This window comes from Halomonas saccharevitans, from assembly GCF_032333995.1.
Lineage (GTDB): Bacteria > Pseudomonadota > Gammaproteobacteria > Pseudomonadales > Halomonadaceae > Halomonas > Halomonas saccharevitans.
In genome coordinates, this window is sequence record NZ_JAVXUR010000004.1 from 372,313 (window position 1) to 392,564 (window position 20,252).

The window sequence follows — 20,252 nt, forward strand, 5'->3', positions numbered from 1 at the left end:
TCTCCCTGGATAAGGAGCCGCCATGAACCGTATCGCCACGCCCACCTTGCCCCGGCTGCTGGGCCTGGCCGGCCTGCTTCCGTTCGTCGCGACGGCGGCGGCGACCTGGCTTGCGCCAATCGCCTGGCAGGTCGTCGCCATCCGCGCCTTCCTCGCCTATGCCGCGGTAATCCTCTCCTTCCTGGGCGGGGTGCAGTGGGGCGTGGCCATGTGCCGGGAGCGTCCCGGCGAGGCGCCGTTTCGCGCACGCATGCTGCTTGCCATGGTGCCGAGCCTGCTGGCCTGGCCGGCGCTGCTGCTGCATCCGCTCACCGGCGCCTGGGTGCTGGTCGCGGGCTTTCTGCTGGTGCGCTTCCACGAGCGCTCCCGGGACGGTCGGGCGCAGCTGCCCGACTGGTATCAATCCCTGCGTACGCTCCTGACCCTGGTGGTACTGGCCTGTCATGGTCTGGTGATCTGGCGGCTCACCGGCGCCTGAAGGGGCTTTCCTGGCGGGCGCTTCTGGGCGATGATCGCCCGGTTAAATGGACAATGCCCTGCAGGAGCGACGATGAAACGGATGCTGACCCCCCCTCTGCTATTGGCCCTGCTGGCCGGCTGTCAGGCGGCCCCGCCTAGCGAGGCCCAGGCACAGACGCCTGACGGGGCGACCATGGCGGCCGTCGCCGAGACCGCCCAGCCGGCGGACACGGCGCCGGCCGCGGTGGCGAACTTCCAGGGCTGGCTATCCCGCTTTCGGCGCGAGGCGAGGGCCGAGGGTATCGCCGAGGCGACCCTGGCGCAGGCGCTGGACGGCCTGCGCTACCGCCCGCGGGTGATCGAACTCGACCGATCTCAGCCCGAGTTCGTGCGCCCGATCTGGCAGTACCTGGACAGCGCCGTGTCGTCGACCCGGGTCAGCAACGGGCAGGCGCGTCTGGCCGAGCACCGCGACACGGCTCGTGAGATGGAGCGTCGCTACGGGGTGCCGGCCGAGGTGATCGTCGCCATCTGGGGCATCGAGAGCAACTACGGCGGCAACTTCGGCGACTTCTCGACCCTCGAGGCGCTGGCCACCCTGGCCTTCGAGGGCCGCCGGAGCGACTTCGCCCGCACCGAGCTGCTCGCGGCGCTGCGCATCCTCGAGGCGGGGGATATCTCGCCCGAGCGCATGATCGGCTCCTGGGCCGGCGCCATGGGGCACACCCAGTTCATCCCCTCGAGCTTCGTGGCCTACGCCGTGGACGGCGATGGCGACGGGCGTCGCGATATCTGGGGCAGCATCCCCGACGTGATGGCCTCCACCGCCCACTATCTCGACCGCGCCGGCTGGCAGGCGGGCGAGCCCTGGGGCGTCGAGGTCCGTCTCCCCGAGGGGTTCGACTACGCCCGTACCGAGCTCTCTCATCGCCTCTCGAGCGCCGAGTGGGCCGAGCAGGGCGTGCGCACCCTGAGCGGCGAGCCGCTGCCCGAGTTCGGCGCCGCCTCGGTGATCGTGCCCGCCGGCGCCGAGGGCCCGGCCTTCCTGGTGGGGCGCAACTTCCGGGCGATCCTGCGCTACAACAACGCCACCAGCTATGCCCTGGCGGTGGGTGTGCTCTCCGACGAGATCGCCGGCCGCGAGGGCGTGGTGCAGGCCTGGCCCCGGGAGCAGCAGCCGCTGAGCCGCGGCCAGGTGCGCGAGATGCAGCGCCTGCTCAACGAGCGCGGCTTCGAGGTGGGCGCGCCGGATGGCATCATGGGCCCCAATACCCGGCGCGGCCTGCGCGCCTTTCAGGGCGCCATTGGCGTCACGCCGGATGGCTTCGCGACCCTCACCCTACTCCAGCGCCTGCGGCGCTGAGCACCGTTTCGGAGGTGATCATGATCCCGACCCGTTACCGCCCGCTGCTGCTGGCCGCCCTGCTCTCGAGCGCGGCGCCGGCGGTGCTCGCCGACGACGATGCCGATCGTGTCTTTGGCTGGGTGGAGAAGGCGACGCTGGAACCCTGGGGCGTCGAGGTGAAGGCCAAGCTCGACAGCGGCGCCCTGACCTCGTCGTTGGACGCCCGCAATATCGAGACCTTCGAGAAGGAGGGCGACGACTGGGTGCGCTTTCGCCTGAAACTCGAGGACGAGGCCAGCGGCGAGACCTTCACCGAGCGCATGGAGCTGCCGCTCTACCGCGACCTACGGGTGCGCGGCGCCGGCGGCGTCGACGAGCGGCCGGTGGTGCTGATGAACGTCTGCCTGGGCGATACCGTCTACGAGGAGCAGTTCAGCCTGCGTGATCGCGGGGAGATGAACTATCCGCTGCTGCTCGGGCGCCGCTCCATCGGCCACCTCGGCCTGCTCGACGTGCGCGAGACCTTCCTCACCGAGCCCGACTGCGACGACGACGCCCCCTTCGTGCCCCACGATCCCGACGAGGCAGAGTAGCGCCGCCGTCACATCCTCGCGGCCGGGCCCGAGCGGGCTCGGCCGCGTCTACACTCGACTCAGAAGAGCCGGGCGAGCAGCGCGGTGACCGCGGTCTCCACCCGCAGGATGCGCGGCCCCAGGTGAATCCCCTGGCAGCCGGCCTCGAGCAGTCGCTCCACCTCCCAGGGAATGAAGCCGCCCTCCGGCCCCACCAGCAGCACCGCCGGCTCGTCGAGCCCGCGGGGGCAGTCGTCGGGCATGCCCGGATGGGCCACCAGCCCGCGCCGCCCCGCGAGCAGCCCCGGCAGCCGGTCCTCGACGAAGGGGCGAAAGCCCTTGGCCAGGGTCACCTCGGGCAGCCGGGTGTCGCGGGCCTGCTCCAGGCCCAGCACCAGGTGGCGGTGGATCTTCTCGTCGTCGAGCTCCGGCGACTGCCAGTAGCTCTTCTCCACGCGACGGGTATTGAGCAGGGTGATCTGCTTCACGCCCAGGGCGGTGACGTGCTCCAGGCTGCGCGCCAGCATCCGCGGACGCGGCAGGGCGAGCACCAGGTGCACCGGCAGCGAAGGCGGCGCCGGCTGATCCAGCGCGGAGACGTCGAAGCACGCCTCGTCGTCGTCGAGGCTCAACAGCTCGCCGCGCCCCAGCGCGCCCCCCGCGATGCCCAGTGTCAGGGTGTCCCCGGGGCGAGCGCGATGGACCTCGCGCAGGTGCGCCAGGCGGCGCGGGTCGCGAACCCGGGCCAGGCGATGGTTCTCGACGTCCTCGGGGGAGAGCAGGATCAGGTTCATGGCGCCTCGCCGTGTTTGAGACTGAATAGGGGCTATGCCTTGCATGGATGGTGTCGCGGTGCACAATAGCGCTACGGGGGGCAACCGCCCTCATCGGACAAGGAGCAGCGCCGTGCGCGTGATTCGCAAGTATGCCAACCGCAGGCTCTATGATACCGAACAGAGCCGCTACGTGACCCTCGAGGATCTGCGCGGCCTGATCATCGACGAGGTGCCCTTCCGGGTCGAGGATGCCAAGAGCGGCGAGGACCTGACCCGCACCATCCTGCTGTCGATCATCATCGAGCAGGAGCAGGCCGACGGCGACGCCCAGGTGTTTTCCAACGACCTGCTGGCGCAGTTCATCCGGGTCTACGACATGGCCCAGCCGCTGCCCCTTTCGCGCTATCTGGAGCAGGGCACCCAGCTGATGCTCGAGCAACAGCACCGCATGCAGGATCAGTGGCAGCAGGCCATGCGCCACTCGCCCATGGAGCTGATGCGCGAGATGGCCGAGGAGAACATGAAGTTCTGGCAGAAGACCATCAACCAGGCCGGCACCCCGAACGACGACGACTCGGGCAAGGGCAAGCCGTAGGCGGCGCCGCGCGTCGGTTTCTGACATAATGCCGCGACGTTTCTTGCACGGTTCTGAGGTAGTCAAGCGGATGAAGGTCCTGATCATCGGCGGCGGTGGCCGCGAACACGCCCTGGCCTGGAAGGTCGCCCAGTCACCCCGAGTGGAGAGGGTCTTCGTGGCCCCCGGCAACGCCGGCACGGCCCTGGAGCCGGGGCTCACGAACGTCGCTATCGGCGTCGACGACCTGACGGGCCTGGTGGCCTTCGCCCGGGAGGAGGGTGTCGAGCTGACCATCGTCGGCCCCGAGGCACCGCTGGTCGAGGGCGTGGTCGACCGCTTCCGCGAGGCGGGCCTGGCGATCTTCGGCCCCACGGCCGGCGCGGCCCAGCTCGAGGGCTCCAAGGCGTTCACCAAGGACTTCCTGGCCCGTCACGCCATCCCCTCCGCCGACTATCGCACCTTCACTGCGGTGGAGCCGGCCCTCGAGTACCTGGCCGAGATGGGCGCGCCCATCGTCATCAAGGCCGACGGCCTGGCGGCCGGCAAGGGCGTGATCGTGGCGATGACCGTCGAGGAAGCCGAGGCGGCGGTGCGCGACATGCTCGAGGCCAACGCCTTCGGCGATGCCGGCGCCCGGGTGGTGATCGAGGAGTTCCTGCAGGGCGAGGAGGCGAGCTTCATCGTCATGGTCGACGGCGAGACCATCCTGCCCATGGCGACCAGCCAGGACCACAAGCGCGCCTTCGATGGCGATGCCGGCCCCAACACCGGCGGCATGGGCGCCTACTCCCCGGCGCCGGTGGTCACCGACAGCGTCTTCGAACGCATCATGGAGCGGGTGATCCGCCCCACGGTGCGGGGCATGGCCGAGGAAGGCCACGCCTACACCGGTTTCCTCTACGCCGGCCTGATGATCGACGCCGAGGGCAATCCCAAGGTGATCGAGTACAACTGCCGCTTCGGCGACCCCGAGACCCAGCCGATCATGTTGCGGCTGCGCTCCGACCTGGCCGAGCTGTGCCTGGCCGGCGCGCGCGGCGAGCTGGCGGGACTTCCCTGCGACTGGGAACCGCGCCCCGCGGTGGGCGTGGTGCTGGCCGCCGGCGGCTACCCGGGCAGCTACCGCAAGGGCGATGCCATCGAGGGGCTCGGCGCCGCCGAGGCCACCGGCTGCAAGGTCTTCCACGCCGGCACGGCCGAGCGGGACGGCCAGGTGGTCACCGCCGGCGGCCGGGTGCTCTGCGTCACGGCGCTGGGCGACGACGTGGCGGCGGCGCGTGACCTGGCCTACCGGGGCGTCGCCGAGATCCGCTGGCCCGAGGTGCTCTACCGCCGCGACATCGCCCACCGGGCCATCGCCCGTGAACGTGGTGACGCCTGAGCCCGAGCGATCCCCTACAACACGATGCAGGAGCGAGCATGGAGCGTGTCCGACTGAGCTTTCCCGTCGATGAGGTCATGCACCGTCATCCGCTGACGGTACGCATCACCGACATGAACTACGGTCGCCACCTGGGCCACGATGCGCTGATCTCGCTGCTGCACGAGGCGCGCGTCGCCGCGCTGGCCTCACGAGGGCTCCACGAGTGGGACCTCGGCGGCTTCCCCTGCGTGGCGGCCGATCTCGCCGTGCAGTATCAGGCCGAGACGCGCTGGCCCGATGCGCTGGCGGTGGAGACCGCCATCCCGGCGCCGGCGCGCAAGGCGATCGGCGTCTACCATCGCATCCTGCGCGAGGCCGACGACGTCACGGTCGCCACCGCCCGGATCAATCTGATGCTGATCGACCCCGCCACCGGCCGCCCGGTGGCGATCCCCGAGGCCCTGCGCGATACCCTGGCGGGAGCGCGCTGATGTCGCGGGAGTATCCGATCATCGCCCTCACCGGCTCCTCCGGGGCCGGCACTACGACGGTGAAGCGCACCTTCGAGCGGATGTTCGCCCGGGAGGCCGTGCACGCCGCCTACGTCGACGGCGATGCCTTTCACCGCTATACCCGCCAGGAGCTGGCGCAGATACTTCTCGACGAGCCCGATCGCAAGGACGAGCTCTCCCACTTCGCGGTGGAGGCCAACCTGCTCGATCGGCTCGAGGCGCTGTTCCGGGAGTATGGCCAGCACGGCAACGGCTCCTTCCGCCACTATATCCATGCCGAAGACAAGCAGATGATCGAGGCCGGCTATCAGGTCGGCACCTTCACCGAGTGGCAGTCGCTGCCCTGCGGCACCGACCTGCTGTTCTACGAGGGCCTGCACGGGGGGCTGGTCACCGCCGAGCTCGACATCGCCCGCCACGTCGATCTGCTGGTGGGGGTCGCGCCGACCATGAACCTGGAGTGGATCCAGAAGATCGATCGCGACATGCGCCACCGCGGCTACTCCCAGGAGGCGGTGATCGACACCATCCTGGGACGCATGGACGACTACGTGCGCTACATCCAGCCGCAGTTCTCGCGCACCCACATCAACTTCCAGCGGGTGCCCACGGTGGATACCTCGAACCCCTTCGAGGTCCAGGACATCCCCACCGACGCCGAGTCCTTCGTGGTCATCCGCTTCCGCGATCCCGCGACGGTGGACTTCCCCTACCTGCTGGCGATGATCCAGGATGCCTTCATGAGCCGCCCGCACACCCTGGTGGTGCCGGGTTCGCGGCTGTCGCTGGCCATGGAGTTGATCCTCGGGCCGCTGGTGCGCCACCTGCTGGCCCAGCGGCGCTTTCGCTGACGCCGACACCGACCCTCACGCAAGGAGAACCGCCCATGGATTGCCTGTTCTGCAAGATCATCGAGCGCGAGATTCCCGCCGATATCGTCTATGAAGACGATCACGTGCTCGCCTTCAACGACATCAATCCCCAGGCGCCGACCCACATGCTGATCGTGCCCAAGCGGCACATCGCCACCCTCAACGACATCGAGGAGGAGGGCGATCTGGCGCTGGTGGGGCGTTTACAGTTCACCGCCGCCAGACTCGCGGCCGAGCAGGGCTTCGCCGAAGACGGCTATCGGGTGGTGATGAACTGCAACGATCATGGCGGCCAGACCGTCTATCATATCCACATGCACCTGATGGGCGGTCGTCGCTTTACCTGGCCGGCTGGCTAGCCGGCGCCCTGCGGCCGAGGCCGCGCGCGACCCGGCGTACGACGCATCAGGTGCATTCTCGAGAGATTTCGTCATGACCCGCTCCCTATCCCGTGCCGACAACCTGATCCACCAGTTCGATACCGTGCTGAGGACCCTGGTGCCCCACGCGGCGACTCCCTCGCGCGTCTCGCCGGCGACCCCGGCGGTGCACGACGAGCCGATGAACATGGAGGAGGAGCGTCACGCCGCGGGGCTGATGCGCATCAACCACACCGGCGAGGTGTGCGCCCAGGCGCTCTACCAGGGCCAGGGGCTGACCGCCAAGCTGCCCGAGGTGCGCGGCCAGATGGAGCAGGCCGCCCAGGAGGAGATCGACCACCTGGCCTGGTGTGACGAGCGGCTCCAGGAGCTGCACGACCGCCCGAGCCTGCTCAATCCGCTGTTCTACGCGGCCTCCTTCGGCCTGGGCGCCGCGGCGGGCGCCATCGGTGACCAGGTGAGCCTGGGCTTCGTGGCCGCCACCGAAGAGCAGGTCGGTCATCACCTGGAGGAGCACCTGGTCAAGCTGCCGGCGAGCGATCATCGCTCCCGCGCCGTGCTGCGCCAGATGGCCATCGACGAGGCACACCACGCCCAGCTGGCGCTGGAAGCGGGGGGCAGCCGCTTCCCCGCGCCGGTCAAGCTCGGCATGAAGCTGATGTCCAAGGTGATGACCACCAGCGTCTATCGCGTCTAAACCAGCCTGATCAGTGGATATCGACGGAAGCGGCGCTGGGGACAGGTCGTAGAGGGGGTCCGATGCCAGGGATGGCATCGGTAGCGCCCAAGGAAGGGTTCACAGCGCCCCCTCGTAGACCTGTCGCCAGAATAGCCGCGGAGGCGAAAGGCTCCAGTAAGCGCCTACTCCTCGACGATGGTGAAGGAGTGGGTGATCTCCACGCCGCCCTTGACCAGCATGATGGAGGCGCTGCAGTACTTCTCGGCGGAGAGCTCCACGGCGCGGGCCACCTGCTTCTCCTTCAGGCCGCGGCCGCTGACGGTGAAGTGCACGTGGATCGAGGTGAACACGCTGGGCGTGGCGTCGGCGCGTTCGGCCTCGAGGCTCGCCACACAGTCGGTCACGTCGGCCCGGGCCTTCTCGAGGATGTTGAGGACGTCGAAGGAGGTGCAGGCGCCCATGCCCATCAGCAGCATCTCCATGGGGCGCGCGCCGGTGTTGCGGCCGCCGTGGTCGGGCGGGCCGTCGATGACTACGCTGTGGCCGCTGCCGCTCTCGGCAACGAATTGGCGTCCGTCGGTCCATTTCACGCTGGCTTTCATCGGGTCGGCATCCTTCGATTGAGTTCGGTGACTGCAGGCTCGGCAGCATAGCAGCTGACGAGCGGCGGCTCAGCCTCGTTCGCGGGTTCCGGCGACAGGCCCCGGAGCGCCGGACCGTCGAGGGGGCGCTGTAAACCCGTCCCTGGGCGCTACCGACGCCCTGCGGCGCTCTCGCATCCTGCTCCGCTTGCAGGGCCGGTGCTGGCCATCCATGGCCAGCCCGTTCGAAGCGATGCTTCTCACCCCTGGCGTAGGACCCCCTCTTAGGCCTATCCCCGGCGCCTTACGCTTAGACTCTGGAGTGATGCTCCGCTCGAAGATGTTGGTCCAGTGCCCTCAGCCGCTCTGGCGTGCCGACGTCGACCCAGGCTCCGCGGTGGTGAGTACCGCCGACGCGGCCCTCGGCCATGGCGCGCCGCAGCAGCGGTGCCAGGCCGAAGGCGCCGGGCACCTCGCAAGCCACCAGCGCCGGGTCGAGCAGGCTCACGCCGGCGAAGGTGAGGCGCGGCGTCCCCTCGGCGTGCACCCGGCCGCGCGCGTCCAGGTGGAAGTCGCCCGCCCGGTGATGGTCGGGGTTGTCCACCAGCACCAGGTGGGCGAGGTCATCGCCCAGGGTGGGCAGGCTCGACGGTGCCAGGTCACACCAGACGTCGCCGTTGACCAGCAGGAAGGGTGCGTCGCCGAGCAGCGGGAGTGCCTGGCGGATGCCGCCGCCGGTCTCCAGCGGGGTCGCCTCGCGGCTCCAGGCGATGTTGACGCCATGGGCCGCGCCGTCGCCCAGGGCGTCGATGATCTGCTGTGCCCGGTAGCTGACGTTAATCACCACATCTTTGATGCCCGCGGCGCGCAGGCGCTCGAGGTGGTGAACGATCAGCGGGCGGCCGGCCACTTCCAGGAGCGGCTTGGGGCAGTGGTCGGTGAGCGGGCGCATGCGGGTGCCGAGCCCCGCGGCCAGGATCATCGCCTTCATCCGCGGGCCTCCAGGCGCGCCGCCAGCGCCGGGCGAAAGCTGTCGGCGAGCCAGGTGCGAAAGCCCTCGTGGCCGGGCAGGCCGGCGAGGCTCTGCTCCAGATGATCGAGGAAGTGCGGCAGGCGCTCGAGATAGCCCCGGCGAGCGTCGCGCAGGGTCAGCCGGCAGAAGATGCCGAGCACCTTGAGCGAGCGCTGGGCGGCCATGGCCTGGATGCGGGCGAGGAAGGTCGCGGCGTCGACGTCCTCGGCCAATCGACCGTCGGCGATGGCCTGGACGCGAAAGGCCTCGGTCCAGGCGGCGAAGCGCGCCGGAGCAAAACGGCAGTAGCGTCCGCGCAGCAGCGAGATCAGGTCGTAGCTGATCGGGCCTGCCACGGCGTCCTGGAAGTCGATCAGGTAGAGGGCGTCGTCCTTGATCATCAGGTTCATGGCGTCGAAGTCGCGATGCACCGCGACCACGGGCTGGGCGAGGGCTGATTCGATCAGCGCCTCGCGCAGCGAAGCCCACTCCGGCGGCGGGGCGAGGCCCAGCCACTCGCCCAGGCACCAGTCCGGGAAGAGGTCGAGCTCGCGGCCGAGCAGGGCGGCATCGTAGACCGGCAGGCCGTCGACGGGGGCGCGGTTCTGCAGGTCGTGAATCAGGTCGAGGGCGCGTTCGTGCCAGGCCAGGGTCGCCGGGGCCTCATCGCCCGCGAAGCGGTCCTGCAGAGGCGTGTCGCCGAGGTCGTCGAGCTCGATAAAGCCGGCGTCGAGGTCAACGCCGTGCAGCGCCGGTACCGGCAGGCCGGCGGCTCCCCACTGCTCGGCGATGGTCACGAAGGGGGCGCTGTCCTCCTGCTCGGGCGGGGCGTCCATCAGGATGCGGGTGGTGCCGTCGGGCAGCGTCAGGCGGAAGTAGCGCCGGAAGCTGGCGTCGCCGGCGGCGAAGCGCAGGCTGACGGCCTCCGGGGGCAGGCCGTGGCGCCTGGCCGCCCAGGCCTGCAGCCGCTGCGTTCGCGTGGAATCGGTGGCCTCGGGCATCGTCGTCTGGCTCCTTGTGAGGGGGCGGGTACGGTTGACGGCCCCGTGGGGGCCCCGCATGCTGAGCTCCCGACATCGTCGGCGATGACAGGGCTCGCGCCGGCAACACAGGCCGGGTGCGGCCTGTATAATACCGATTCACCTCCCCAAGGACATCGTGGAGCATGGGCAAGCGACACTCGTGGACATGGACGGCCCTGACAGGCCTGGCCGGCGCCGGCCTGGCGAGCGGGCCACTCTCGGCGGCGCCGCCCGAGTCGCTGCCGGCGGCCCAGCTGGACTGGCAGCCCTGGGGCGAGACGCGCCCGGCGGACGCCCTGTGCCGCGGCCGCTACGTGATGCCGGACTACCGCCTGCCGCCGCCGCCCGGCGAGAAGGTGGCGAGCGAATCCGATCGGGCCGGTTCGGGCGAGGACGGCGAGACGCGCCTCGACGGCGAGGTGCTGCTGCGCCGCGGCGACGCCCAGCTCGAGGCGCCTCGCGTGCGGGTTCCCGCCAGCCGCGAGACCGCCTACGCCGAGGGGCCGCTGACGCTGCGTGACCGCAACCTGCTGGTGCGCGGCGCCTCGGCCGAGTTCTCCCTGAACAGCGACGCCGCGAGCATCGACACGGCCCACTACGTGGCCCACGAGCAGCGCCTGCGCGGCGATGCCGTGCGCCTGGCCCGCCTCGACGGCGAGCGCTACCGCCTCACCGAGGCGAGCTTCACCACCTGCGAGCCAGGCAGCGACCTGTGGCGCCTGGTCGGCAACGACATCCTGCTCGACCGCGAGAGCGGCGTCGGCACCGCCAAGCATGCCCGGCTCGAGGTGGGCAAGGTGCCGGTCTTCTACTGGCCCTGGGTGCGCTTCCCCCTGGACGAGCGTCGCCAGACCGGCTTCCTGTGGCCGCTGCTGGGGCTCTCCGCCGACTCCCTCGACTACGCTCAGCCCTTCTACTGGAACATCGCCCCGGACCAGGACGCCACGATCACGCCGCGCTATATCAGCGATCGCGGCCTGCTGCTGGGCGGCGAGTACCGCTATCTGTTCGAGAACCACGGCGGCCAGATCGAGGGCGCCTACCTGGCCGACGACGACGGCGATCCGGACGACGAGCCGAGCTACGAGGGCGAGGATCGCTGGTACATCGACTACCGGCACGCCGGACGCCTGGATGCCCGCACCCCCTATCGGCTGCGCTATGGGGCGGCCAGCGACGGCAGCTACTTCGACGACTTCGGCCGCGATTTCGGCGAGGGCGACACCGCCTACATGGAGCGCCTGGCCCAGATCGACCATCGCGGCGATACCTGGCGGCTGCAGGCCAAGGCCCAGGGCTACCAGAAGCTCGACGATCCGCTGCTCGAGCGCGACAAGCCCTTCTACCGCCTGCCGAGCCTGACTGCCGACGCCCGCTGGTCTCAGGAGAGCGGTTTCTACCAGCAGTGGCGCTCCAACGTCACCTATTTCTGGCGTGACGTGGACGAAGCGGCACTTCCCGACACCAAACGCTTCGACCGAGAGTCGGCCAACGGTAGCCGCCTGCACCTGGCGCCGGCCACCGGCTGGCGAATGGACGAGAGCTGGGGGTATCTGGAGCCCCGGGTCGAGTGGCTCGCCACCGCCTACCAGCTGGATTACGGCGAGCGCGAGGTCGACCGCGACGAGGAGCTCACCCGCAGCGTGCCGGTGGCCAGCGTCGACGGCGGCCTGGTCTTCGAGCGCGAGCTCGCGCTGGGCGGGCGCGACTACCGCCAGACCCTGGAGCCGCGGATCAACTATGCCTACGTGCCGGCGCGGGACCAGACGGACTTTCCCGACTTCGATACCGCCGAGCGGGCCTTCTCCTGGAACCAGCTCTGGTCGCCCTACCGCTTCAGCGGCAGCGACCGGGTGGGCGACCTGAACCGCGTCTCGCTGGGGCTCGAGTCGCGGCTGCTGGCCGATGAGAGCGGCCGCGAGCGGCTCTCGGTGGGGCTGGGGCAGGCCTACTACCTGGAGGATCGCAGCATCGACATGCTGGGTGATCCCGACACCCTGCCCACGGATCGCGATTCCTACGACTATTACCTTGCCACCCGGGAGCGCTCGCCGCTGGTCGCGCGGGCCGACTGGCAGATCACCGATGCGTGGCGGACCCGCTGGCAGTGGCTCTACGACGACCATCGGGAGCGCACCGAGAGCACCTCGCTGGGCCTGCAGTACCGGGCGCCGGCCGGCCACGTGCTGAACCTCGGCTATCGCTGGCAGGTCCAGGGCTTCGATCCCGCCGAGGACGAAGAGGACGTGGTCAACTACAACCGCGAGGAGTTTGATCTGTCGTTCGCCCTGAAGGCCAGCCGGCAGGTCGACCTGATCGGCCGGTTGCTCTACGACAACACCAACGACCGCGCCCTGGAGCAGCTGGCGGGTGTTCAGTGGAACGACTGCTGCTATGGTCTGCAGCTGGTCTGGCGCGAGTGGATCGACGACAGCGATACCGCCAACGATATCGAGGACGACCAGACCGATCGCGGGATCTTCCTGCGCTTCGTGTTCAAGGGGCTGGGCGGCGTCGGCGGCGAGGCCGACGGCTACTTCCAGCAGGCGGTCCCGGGTTACCGTAGCGCATCTCTGGGCCGCCCTTGAGAGCGCATCCCTGGGCCGTCCGTGAGACATTCGACACCGATGAGAGGAAACAGAGACATGCACAGCCGACGTATCGCCACCCTGGCGCTTGCCCTGTGCCTGAGCGGCCTGCCCCTGGTAGGCCAGGCCCAGGAGTCGGCCTACGCGGGCCGTCAGCCGCTGGACCGCATCGTGGCGGTGGTCAATGAAGGCGCCATCATGGAAAGCCAGCTCGACAACCGTGTCGCCCAGGTGCGCAGTCAGCTCGAGGGTCGGGGACAGGCGACGCCTTCCGACGCGGTGCTGTACGAGCAGGTGCTGGAGCGCATGATCGTCGAGGAAATCCAGCTGCAGATGGCGCGCGAGGCCAACTTGAGCGTCGATGACACCGAGCTCAACCGCCAGGTACGCGCCATCGCCGAGGGCAACGGCATGAGCCTGGAGCAGTTCGCCGATGCGCTCGAGGCCGACGGCCTGTCGCTGGGTGTGGTGCGCGATCAGGTGCGCCGCGAGCTGCTGATGCGCCAGCTGCAGCAGCGCCGGGTCGCCAGTCGGGTCGACCTCTCCGAGCGCGAGGTGGATCGCTTCGTGGAGCAGCAGGGCGCCAGCCGCGATCAGGCGCGTCAGGCGCTGTTCCAGCGCAAGGTCAGCGCCGAGATGGAAGAGTGGATCCAGGAGATCCGTAGCCGCGCCTTCGTCGACGATCGCCTCGAGGCGCGCTGATGTCCCCGGCGGATGCGCCCGTGCTGGCCCTGACCTGCGGCGAGCCGGCGGGCATCGGGCCCGAGCTCGCCGTGATGCTGGCCGCCGACGTGGTCCCCCCAGCCCGAGTGGCGGCGGTGGGCGATCCGGCCCTGCTCGCCGAGCGTGCCGCCATGATCGGCCGCGAGGTCGAGATCCTCGAGCTCGATCATGACGAGGCGCCGCCTGCGCCGCGGCGTGGCGTGCTGCCGGTGTGGCCCGTGGCGCTGCGCGCCCCGGCGCGGCCCGGTGAGCTCAATGTCGCCAACGCCGGCCACGTGCTCGAGACCCTCGACGTGGCGCTTGACGCCTGCCGCGCCGGCCGCGCGGCAGGCATGGTCACCGCGCCGCTGCACAAGGGCGTGATCCTCGATGCCGGCCATGCCGGCTTCACCGGCCACACCGAGTACCTGCGCGACGCCTGTGGCGTCGACGAGGTGGTGATGATGCTGGCGACCGACAGCGCCCTGCACGCCCGCGAGGCGAGCGAGCCGGACGGGGCCGCGCTGCGGGTAGCGCTGGCCACCACCCACCTGCCGCTGCGCGAGGTGGCCGATGCCATCACCGGGCCGCGGCTCACTCGGCTGCTGCATATTCTTCATGACGACCTGCAGCGCTGGTTCGGCGTGGATACGCCGCGCATCGCCGTCTGCGGCCTCAATCCCCACGCGGGGGAGGGCGGTCACCTGGGCCGCGAGGAGCTCGACGTGATCATCCCGGCCCTCGCGGCCCTGCGCGCCGAAGGGCTGACCCTTGACGGCCCCCTGCCGGCCGATACCCTGTTCACCCCGCGCCACCTCGAAGGCGTCGACGCGGTGCTGGCCATGTATCATGACCAGGGCCTCCCCGTGCTCAAGTACGCCGGCTTCGGTCGCGCCGCCAACATTACCCTGGGGCTGCCGCTGGTGCGCACCTCGGTGGATCACGGCACCGCGCTGGATCTGGCCGGCAGCGGCCGCGCCGACCCCGGCAGCCTGCGAGTGGCCGTGGCGCTGGCCGCCGAGATGGCGAGTCGCGACGGCCGTGGCTAGAAGAGACGTCGAGCCGTTCGAGGGGCGTCGGGTCAGCCCCGACACGGCGGCGATGCGACAGTAAGAATCTCCAGAGACATAAGGACACCCCGAATGGCATCCCGCCCCCCGGTTCATCAGGCCCGCAAGCGCTTCGGCCAGAACTTCCTGCGCGACTACGGCGTCATCTCGCGTATCGTGCGTGCCATCGGCCCTCGTCCCGGCGACCGGCTGGTCGAGATCGGTCCGGGCCAGGGCGCCCTGACCGAGCCGCTGCTCGAGGCCGCCGACGGCCACCTCGAGGTGATCGAGCTCGACCGCGACCTGATCCCCGGGCTGCGGGTGCAGTTCTTCGACAAGCCGGGCTTCATCATCCACGAGGGCGACGCCCTCAAGGTGGACTTCCGGGAATTGCGAGGCGACGGCCCAGCGCTGCGCGTGGTGGGTAACCTGCCCTACAATATCTCCACGCCACTGATCGTCCACCTCCTGACGGCCGGCGAGGCCGTGGCCGACATGTACTTCATGCTGCAGAAGGAGGTGGTCGAGCGCCTGGCCGCCGCGCCGGGCGGCCCCGACTGGGGGCGGCTGTCGGTGATGGCGCAGTATCACTGCCGCGTCGATGCCCTGTTCACGGTGCCACCGGAGGCCTTCGTGCCCCGTCCCAAGGTCGACTCGGCCATCGTGCGCCTCACGCCCCACGAGGCCCTGCCCCATCCGGCCAGCGACGAGGCGCTGCTCTTCGACCTGGTGCGCCAGTCCTTCGGCCAGCGGCGCAAGACGCTGCGCAACAACCTCAAGGGGCGCATCGATGCCGCGGCCCTCGAGGCGCTGGGCATCGACCCGGGCCGTCGCCCCCAGACGCTGGATATCGAGGAGTTCGTGCGCATCGCCAACCACCTGGCCGCGGCCGGGGAAGGAGAGGCCTCATGACCCCGACGCTTCCCGAGGGGCTCGAGGGTGCCATTCGCGTCGACGTGGCGCCGGATTTTCGCCTGGACGAGTCCGCCCCCGACGAGCAGCGCTTCGTCTTCAGCTATACCGTCACCGTGCACAACGGCTCCGGCCACAGCGTTCAGCTGCTCGCCCGCTACTGGAAGATCACCCAGGGCAGCGGCAAGGTGCAGGAGGTGCGCGGCAAGGGGGTGGTCGGCCAGCAGCCGCTGATCGGCCCCGGCCAGACCTTCCGCTACACCAGCCGGGCGATCCTCGACGGCCCGGTGGGGGTGATGGAGGGCGCCTACACCTGCGTCGATGCCGCCAGCCAGCGCCCCTTCGAGGTGGCGATCTCCCCCTTCCGGCTGGCCGGGCCCAACCAGGTACACTAGACCCCGTGACACTCACCGCAACGGAGCCGACATGACTACCTATGCCATCGGCGACCTGCAGGGTTGCCACGCGGAGTTCGTCGCCCTGCTCGAGCGGCTCGACTTCGACCCGCGCCGCGACCGGCTGTGGCTGGCCGGCGACCTGGTCAACCGCGGGCCGGGCTCGCTTGCCTGCCTGCGCGAGGCGATGGCGCTGGGCGAGGCCGCCAGCATCGTGCTCGGCAACCACGACCTGCACCTGCTGGCGGTGGCGCGAGGCGGCGCCCGGGAGAGCCGCAAGGACACCCTGGCGCCGATCCTCGCCGCGCCGGATCGCGAGCGCCTGCTCGACTGGCTGCAGGCGCGCCCTCTGCTGGTGCGCCGGGAATCCGCGGCGCAGGGCGAGACCGTCATGACCCACGCCGGCCTGCTGCCGCAGTGGTCGGTGGAAAAGGCCGCGGCGCTTGCCGGCGAGGCCGAGGCGCGGCTCGCGGGCGAAGGGGCCGGCGCCTTCCTCGAGGCGATGTACGGCAACGAGCCGGCCTGCTGGCGCGACGATCTCGACGGCATCCCGCGGCTGAGGATGATCGTCAACGCCTTCACCCGCATGCGCTTCCTCGATGCCGAGGGCTGCCTCGACTTCGCCGCCAAGGAGGGGCTCGACAGCGCCCCGTCCGGCTTCGCCCCCTGGTTCCAGTACCCCCGAGAGGACGATCCCTGGCTGCTGTTCGGCCACTGGGCGGCGCTGGAGGGCGAGACACCCGAGAGCCGCGTGCGCGCCGAGGCGCTGGATACCGGCTGCGTCTGGGGCAGCCGGCTGACCGCCCTGGAGCTCGAGAGCGGTCGGCGCATCAGCGTGCCCAGCCGCCAGTGACCCCCCCGAGACGCTCCCCGACGACGAGATGCCCGTGATGATCAACGCTCCCTTCCGCCACCTCGACATCGCTTCTTTGGCCGATTGGCTCGAGGGCGACGCGCCCCTCACCCTGGTCGATATCCGCGACCCTCAGAGCTTCGCCCAGGGGCATGTGCCCGGCAGCCAGCGCCTGGGTAACGACACCGTCGACGCTTTCCTCGACCAGGCCCCGCGCCAGGCGCCCCTGGTGGTGATCTGCTATCACGGCCACTCCAGCCAGCAGGCGGCGGCCTGGCTGGCCGGCCAGGGTTTCGCCGAGGTCTACAGCCTCGATGGCGGCTTCACCGACTGGCAGCACCGCCTGCCCGACCGCGTGGAGTGCTGAGCCATGAACCCCAGCGACGACCGCTACCTCGAGGGACTCGAGGTCTATCGCGTCGGCGGGGCGGTGCGCGATGCCCGCCTCGGCTGGCCGGTCAAAGACACCGACTGGGTGGTGGTCGGCGCCACCGCCGAGGAGATGCAGCGGCGCGGCTTCAAGCCAGTGGGGCGTGATTTCCCGGTCTTCCTGCATCCGCTGAGCCACGAGGAGTTCGCCCTGGCGCGCACCGAGCGCAAGTCGGGCCACGGCTACACCGGCTTCGTGGTGCATGCGAGCCCCGAGGTCACCCTGGAGGAGGATCTGGCGCGGCGCGATCTGACCGTCAACGCCATGGCCGAGACGCCCCAGGGCGCGCTGGTCGACCCCTACGACGGGCTCGCCGACCTCGAGGCGCGCCGCCTGCGCCACGTCTCGCCGGCCTTCGTCGAGGACCCGCTGCGGGTGCTGCGCACGGCGCGCTTTCTGGCCCGCTACGCCGGACTGGGCTTCGTTATCGCCGAGGAGACCCGCGCGCTGATGCGCTCGCTGGTGAAGAGCGGCGAGCTCGCGCACCTGGTGGCCGAGCGCGTCTGGACCGAGACCGAGAAGGCGCTCTCCGAGCCCTGGCCGGAGGTCTACTTTCAGGTGCTCGACGAGTGCGGGGCACTCGCCGTGCTGATGCCGGAGTTGGCCGAGGATGACGCGGACCTCGACGCGGCGCTGGGGCGCCTGCATCGGCTGCCCGAGGACATCGAGGCCGAGGCGCAGGTGCGCTGGCGCTGGGCGCGCCTGGTCGAGCACCTGGGAGACGACGCGCGCGAGGCGCTGTCCGAGCGGCTGCGCCTGCCGCGGGCTCACCGCGAGCTGGCCACCCAGGCGGCCAGGACCCGGGCGCTGTGTCGGCAGGTCGCGGCGAACGGGCTCTGCGGGGCGCAGGTGATGCGCTGGCTCGACGGCATCGATGCGTGGCGCCGCAGCGACCGGGTGGCGCCGCTGATCAGCCTGGTGAGCCTGGATGCCCCGGCGCTGGCCGAGGACCTGGCCCTGGCCTGGCGGCTGGCGGTGCAGATCCTGCCCAGGGCCCTGGTGGCGGAGGGCTATCAGGGGCGCGAGCTCGGCGAGGAGCTGGCGCGGCGCCGCTGGGAGGCCATCGAGGGGGCGCTCGCCGATCCCGAGGCATGACCCGTGGGCAGGGCTATTCCTCCGCGCGGGAGAGGCGGCGCCCCTGCCAGGTGAAGTCCACCGGCCAGAGGCGCTGCTCATCGGCCTCGAAGCGGGCCCAGTGGTCGCGATAGGTCTCGCCGGTGAGTGGGTGGCGCGCCTCGGGCAGCAGCTCGGCCATCGGCTGGAGCACGAAGGCATGGTGCAGGATCTCGCCGCGCGGCAGCGCGACGCCATCGTGGCGGCCGCTGAGCGCGCCCACGGTGAGCAGGTCGATGTCCAGGGTCCGCGGGCTGAACTTGGGCACGTCCTTGAGCCGGCCGTGGGCGAACTCCAGGCGCTTGCACCAGGCCTGCAGCTCGCCCACCGAGCGCTCGCTCTCGAAGGCCACCACCAGATTGTAGAAGTTGCGACCGTCCTCGAAGCCCACCGGCTCGCTCTCGAAGACCCGCGAGACGGCCAGCCGACCGAAGGTCTCCGCCAGCGCGTCGAGGCACGCCAGGACGTGATGCTCGCGTTCGATGTTGCTGCCGATGCTGACGGTGACCCGGGCCATCAGATGTCTCCCGGCCGGGTGCCGCGCTCGATGGAGACCCCCACCGCGCTGGCCGCGGCCACGGCGCCGGGCTTGCGCACGGTCAGGCGCAGCCAGGCGATGGCGAACTCGGCGCGCAGGATCTCGGCCAGGCGCTCGGCGAAGGTCTCTACCAGGGCAAACTGATGCGCCTCGGCGAAGCCGGCGATACGCTCGCTGATCGCGGCGTAGTCCAGGGTCTGGGCGATGTCGTCGCCCGCCGCGGCGGGGCGGATGTCGGTGCCCAGCTCGAGATCGAGGCGCAGCGTCTGGGTGATGGTGCGCTCCCAGTCGTAGACGCCGATCACGGTATCTACCTCCAGCGCGTCGATCAGCACAAGATCCATCGGGGCTCCCCGGTCGTTGGTTGTTGCGGCCTCAGTCGTTGCGGCCTGGTCGATGCGGACGGGATAGGCGAGGGTCCGCCTGCAGGCACCAGATTGTACGCCAGCGCGCTTCCCGGTGACACCGGGGGCCGCCGGCCTGTCGTCGCCGGTCCCTGGCTGTCAGAATCGAGGCATTATCCCGGAGGAGTCCGCCCGTGGAGGCGCCACTCGACCTCATCCTGCCGCTGATGGCGATCGGCTATCTCAGCGGCACCTGGCTCGGCGCCCTCACGGTGTGCCGCCTTGCCGGCGTGGGCGACCCGCGGCTCGCCGGCTCGGCCAATCCCGGGTTTTCCAATGTGCTGCGCCTTTACGGCCCGCGCCTCGCCCTGGCCACCCTGATGGTGGACGTGATCAAGGGCATGCCGGTGCTGTGGCTCGCCATGGGGGTCGGCCTGCCGCCCTGGGGGCTGGGGCTGGTCGGGCTCGGCGTGCTGCTGGGGCACACCTATCCGGCCTGGCACCGTTTTCGCGGCGGCAAGGGCGTGGCCAGCGCCTTCGGCGTGATGCTTGTCCTCACGCCCTGGGTGGCGCTCTGCTGCGCCGCACTCTGGACCCTGCTGGCCTGGCGGGTGCGCACCGCGGCCGTGGCGTCGCTGGCCAGCGCCGCCGTGGCGCCGCTAGCCAGTATCTGGCTGGCGCCGGAGTTCGTGGGAGTGGTGATGGTCTTTACGCTGTTGGTGCTTGGGCGCCATGCGCTCAATATCCGCCGGCTCGGGCGCGGCGAGGAGTCGGGGTTCTAGTCTTCTCGCGCTTAAAAATGATGTCTGCATGCCCGAGCCAGCCGGATAACGAGACGCGCGATCCCGGGAACGAAACCCTGCCACGTCGCTTGCCGCTCGCACGTCGGGGCACAACATAATCCCTCACGGGTGCCCCTCACTCGACATCCCTGTCGATTGACGTGCGCGGCGGCGCTCGTCGCCAGCGTTCCCGGGCAGATATCGCTTCGCTTCGTTACCCGGCCTTCAATGCGGCCTTGCGCTGGCCCCCCGACCGTAAAGCGCGCGATCATCGCGGGGTTCAGCCCTTGGCGGGTGCCTGCAGCGCGTCCATCGGCCAGCGCGGCACCGCCTTCATGATGCCGGTCTCGTCATGCTCGCCGGCCAGCAGGCGCTGGGCGTTGCGACCATAAAGAG

Annotated in this window: 24 protein-coding genes; 18 read left to right on the forward strand and 6 right to left on the reverse strand. The window is 70.2% G+C overall.

Annotation, left to right across the window (positions count from 1 at the left end; genetic code table 11):
- Positions 1 to 22 precede the first annotated feature (22 nt).
- From RSO68_RS12205 to rloA3, 3 genes are all read left to right on the forward strand, one after another.
- A complete protein-coding gene (locus tag RSO68_RS12205; RefSeq protein WP_089847503.1) occupies positions 23 to 478 on the forward strand; it encodes a DUF3429 domain-containing protein in 456 nt (151 codons plus the stop codon).
- 81 nt (positions 479 to 559) lie between these two features.
- Positions 560 to 1,822, forward strand: coding sequence for a lytic murein transglycosylase (locus RSO68_RS12210; RefSeq protein WP_390882405.1), 1,263 nt, complete (start codon positions 560 to 562; stop codon positions 1,820 to 1,822).
- A 20-nt stretch (positions 1,823 to 1,842) separates the two neighbouring features.
- Positions 1,843 to 2,397 (forward strand): retropepsin-like aspartic peptidase RloA3, encoded by a 555-nt coding sequence (rloA3, locus tag RSO68_RS12215; protein WP_315586764.1) that lies wholly within the window; start codon positions 1,843 to 1,845, stop codon positions 2,395 to 2,397.
- A gap of 59 nt (positions 2,398 to 2,456) precedes the next feature.
- On the opposite strand, the gene RSO68_RS12220 is transcribed toward rloA3, so the two are convergent.
- On the reverse strand, positions 2,457 to 3,170 hold the full coding sequence (locus RSO68_RS12220; RefSeq protein WP_315586765.1) for a 16S rRNA (uracil(1498)-N(3))-methyltransferase: 714 nt from the start codon (positions 3,168 to 3,170) through the stop codon (positions 2,457 to 2,459).
- A 112-nt stretch (positions 3,171 to 3,282) separates the two neighbouring features.
- On the opposite strand from RSO68_RS12220, the gene phaR reads away from it, so the two are divergent.
- The 6 genes from phaR to coq7 all read left to right on the forward strand — a co-directional run bounded on the left by phaR (position 3,283) and on the right by coq7 (position 7,553).
- Positions 3,283 to 3,747: a polyhydroxyalkanoate synthesis repressor PhaR gene (gene phaR, locus RSO68_RS12225; protein ID WP_315586766.1), complete on the forward strand. Its 465-nt coding sequence runs from the start codon at positions 3,283 to 3,285 to the stop codon at positions 3,745 to 3,747.
- A gap of 70 nt (positions 3,748 to 3,817) precedes the next feature.
- Entirely contained in the window at positions 3,818 to 5,110 is a 1,293-nt protein-coding gene (gene purD, locus RSO68_RS12230; protein WP_315586767.1) for a phosphoribosylamine--glycine ligase, read from the forward strand.
- 38 nt (positions 5,111 to 5,148) lie between these two features.
- On the forward strand, positions 5,149 to 5,583 hold the full coding sequence (locus tag RSO68_RS12235; protein WP_315586768.1) for an acyl-CoA thioesterase: 435 nt from the start codon (positions 5,149 to 5,151) through the stop codon (positions 5,581 to 5,583).
- Positions 5,583 to 6,455 carry a phosphoribulokinase gene (locus RSO68_RS12240; protein WP_089847517.1) on the forward strand — a complete coding sequence of 291 codons (873 nt, stop codon included), beginning with the start codon at positions 5,583 to 5,585 and terminating at the stop codon, positions 6,453 to 6,455. Before RSO68_RS12235 ends, RSO68_RS12240 begins: the two co-directional genes overlap by 1 nt.
- A gap of 35 nt (positions 6,456 to 6,490) precedes the next feature.
- Positions 6,491 to 6,835, forward strand: a complete 345-nt coding sequence (locus RSO68_RS12245) for a histidine triad nucleotide-binding protein (RefSeq protein ID WP_315586769.1) — start codon at positions 6,491 to 6,493, stop codon at positions 6,833 to 6,835.
- A gap of 73 nt (positions 6,836 to 6,908) precedes the next feature.
- The gene (gene coq7 / locus RSO68_RS12250) at positions 6,909 to 7,553 is read left to right on the forward strand and encodes a 2-polyprenyl-3-methyl-6-methoxy-1,4-benzoquinone monooxygenase (RefSeq protein ID WP_315586770.1); all 645 of its coding nucleotides are present in this window, start codon (positions 6,909 to 6,911) and stop codon (positions 7,551 to 7,553) included.
- A gap of 164 nt (positions 7,554 to 7,717) precedes the next feature.
- On the opposite strand, the gene RSO68_RS12255 is transcribed toward coq7, so the two are convergent.
- The 3 genes from RSO68_RS12255 to RSO68_RS12265 all read right to left on the reverse strand — a co-directional run bounded on the left by RSO68_RS12255 (position 7,718) and on the right by RSO68_RS12265 (position 10,129).
- On the reverse strand, positions 7,718 to 8,137 hold the full coding sequence (locus tag RSO68_RS12255) for an OsmC family protein (protein WP_089847523.1): 420 nt from the start codon (positions 8,135 to 8,137) through the stop codon (positions 7,718 to 7,720).
- A 289-nt stretch (positions 8,138 to 8,426) separates the two neighbouring features.
- Positions 8,427 to 9,107, reverse strand: a complete 681-nt coding sequence (murU, locus tag RSO68_RS12260; protein WP_089851933.1) for an N-acetylmuramate alpha-1-phosphate uridylyltransferase MurU — start codon at positions 9,105 to 9,107, stop codon at positions 8,427 to 8,429.
- Positions 9,104 to 10,129: an aminoglycoside phosphotransferase family protein gene (locus RSO68_RS12265; protein WP_315586771.1), complete on the reverse strand. Its 1,026-nt coding sequence runs from the start codon at positions 10,127 to 10,129 to the stop codon at positions 9,104 to 9,106. The genes murU and RSO68_RS12265 overlap by 4 nt, the downstream gene beginning before the upstream one ends.
- Positions 10,130 to 10,293: 164 nt before the next feature.
- On the opposite strand from RSO68_RS12265, the gene RSO68_RS12270 reads away from it, so the two are divergent.
- From RSO68_RS12270 to RSO68_RS12305, 8 genes are all read left to right on the forward strand, one after another.
- Positions 10,294 to 12,738 carry an LPS-assembly protein LptD gene (locus tag RSO68_RS12270; RefSeq protein ID WP_315586772.1) on the forward strand — a complete coding sequence of 815 codons (2,445 nt, stop codon included), beginning with the start codon at positions 10,294 to 10,296 and terminating at the stop codon, positions 12,736 to 12,738.
- Positions 12,739 to 12,795: 57 nt separating this feature from the next.
- Positions 12,796 to 13,440 carry a SurA N-terminal domain-containing protein gene (locus tag RSO68_RS12275; protein ID WP_315586773.1) on the forward strand — a complete coding sequence of 215 codons (645 nt, stop codon included), beginning with the start codon at positions 12,796 to 12,798 and terminating at the stop codon, positions 13,438 to 13,440.
- The gene (gene pdxA / locus RSO68_RS12280) at positions 13,440 to 14,489 is read left to right on the forward strand and encodes a 4-hydroxythreonine-4-phosphate dehydrogenase PdxA (protein ID WP_315586774.1); all 1,050 of its coding nucleotides are present in this window, start codon (positions 13,440 to 13,442) and stop codon (positions 14,487 to 14,489) included. Before RSO68_RS12275 ends, pdxA begins: the two co-directional genes overlap by 1 nt.
- 93 nt (positions 14,490 to 14,582) lie before the next feature.
- Positions 14,583 to 15,401, forward strand: coding sequence for a 16S rRNA (adenine(1518)-N(6)/adenine(1519)-N(6))-dimethyltransferase RsmA (gene rsmA, locus RSO68_RS12285; RefSeq protein WP_315586775.1), 819 nt, complete (start codon positions 14,583 to 14,585; stop codon positions 15,399 to 15,401).
- Positions 15,398 to 15,796 carry a Co2+/Mg2+ efflux protein ApaG gene (gene apaG, locus RSO68_RS12290; protein ID WP_315586776.1) on the forward strand — a complete coding sequence of 133 codons (399 nt, stop codon included), beginning with the start codon at positions 15,398 to 15,400 and terminating at the stop codon, positions 15,794 to 15,796. The genes rsmA and apaG overlap by 4 nt, the downstream gene beginning before the upstream one ends.
- Before the next feature lie 31 nt (positions 15,797 to 15,827).
- A complete protein-coding gene (locus RSO68_RS12295; RefSeq protein WP_315586777.1) occupies positions 15,828 to 16,649 on the forward strand; it encodes a symmetrical bis(5'-nucleosyl)-tetraphosphatase in 822 nt (273 codons plus the stop codon).
- Between the two features lie 37 nt (positions 16,650 to 16,686).
- Positions 16,687 to 17,016 (forward strand): thiosulfate sulfurtransferase GlpE, encoded by a 330-nt coding sequence (gene glpE / locus RSO68_RS12300; RefSeq protein WP_315586778.1) that lies wholly within the window; start codon positions 16,687 to 16,689, stop codon positions 17,014 to 17,016.
- 3 nt (positions 17,017 to 17,019) lie between these two features.
- Entirely contained in the window at positions 17,020 to 18,174 is a 1,155-nt protein-coding gene (locus RSO68_RS12305; protein ID WP_315586779.1) for a polynucleotide adenylyltransferase, read from the forward strand.
- Between the two features lie 13 nt (positions 18,175 to 18,187).
- On the opposite strand, the gene folK is transcribed toward RSO68_RS12305, so the two are convergent.
- Together folK and folB are read right to left on the reverse strand one after the other, a co-directional pair.
- Positions 18,188 to 18,709, reverse strand: coding sequence for a 2-amino-4-hydroxy-6-hydroxymethyldihydropteridine diphosphokinase (gene folK, locus RSO68_RS12310; RefSeq protein WP_315586780.1), 522 nt, complete (start codon positions 18,707 to 18,709; stop codon positions 18,188 to 18,190).
- Complete coding sequence (gene folB / locus RSO68_RS12315) at positions 18,709 to 19,074, reverse strand: dihydroneopterin aldolase (RefSeq protein ID WP_089851910.1); 366 nt, start codon at positions 19,072 to 19,074, stop codon at positions 18,709 to 18,711. The genes folK and folB overlap by 1 nt, the downstream gene beginning before the upstream one ends.
- 218 nt (positions 19,075 to 19,292) lie before the next feature.
- On the opposite strand from folB, the gene plsY reads away from it, so the two are divergent.
- Positions 19,293 to 19,856, forward strand: a complete 564-nt coding sequence (plsY, locus tag RSO68_RS12320) for a glycerol-3-phosphate 1-O-acyltransferase PlsY (RefSeq protein WP_315586819.1) — start codon at positions 19,293 to 19,295, stop codon at positions 19,854 to 19,856.
- Positions 19,857 to 20,252: the final 396 nt, after the last annotated feature.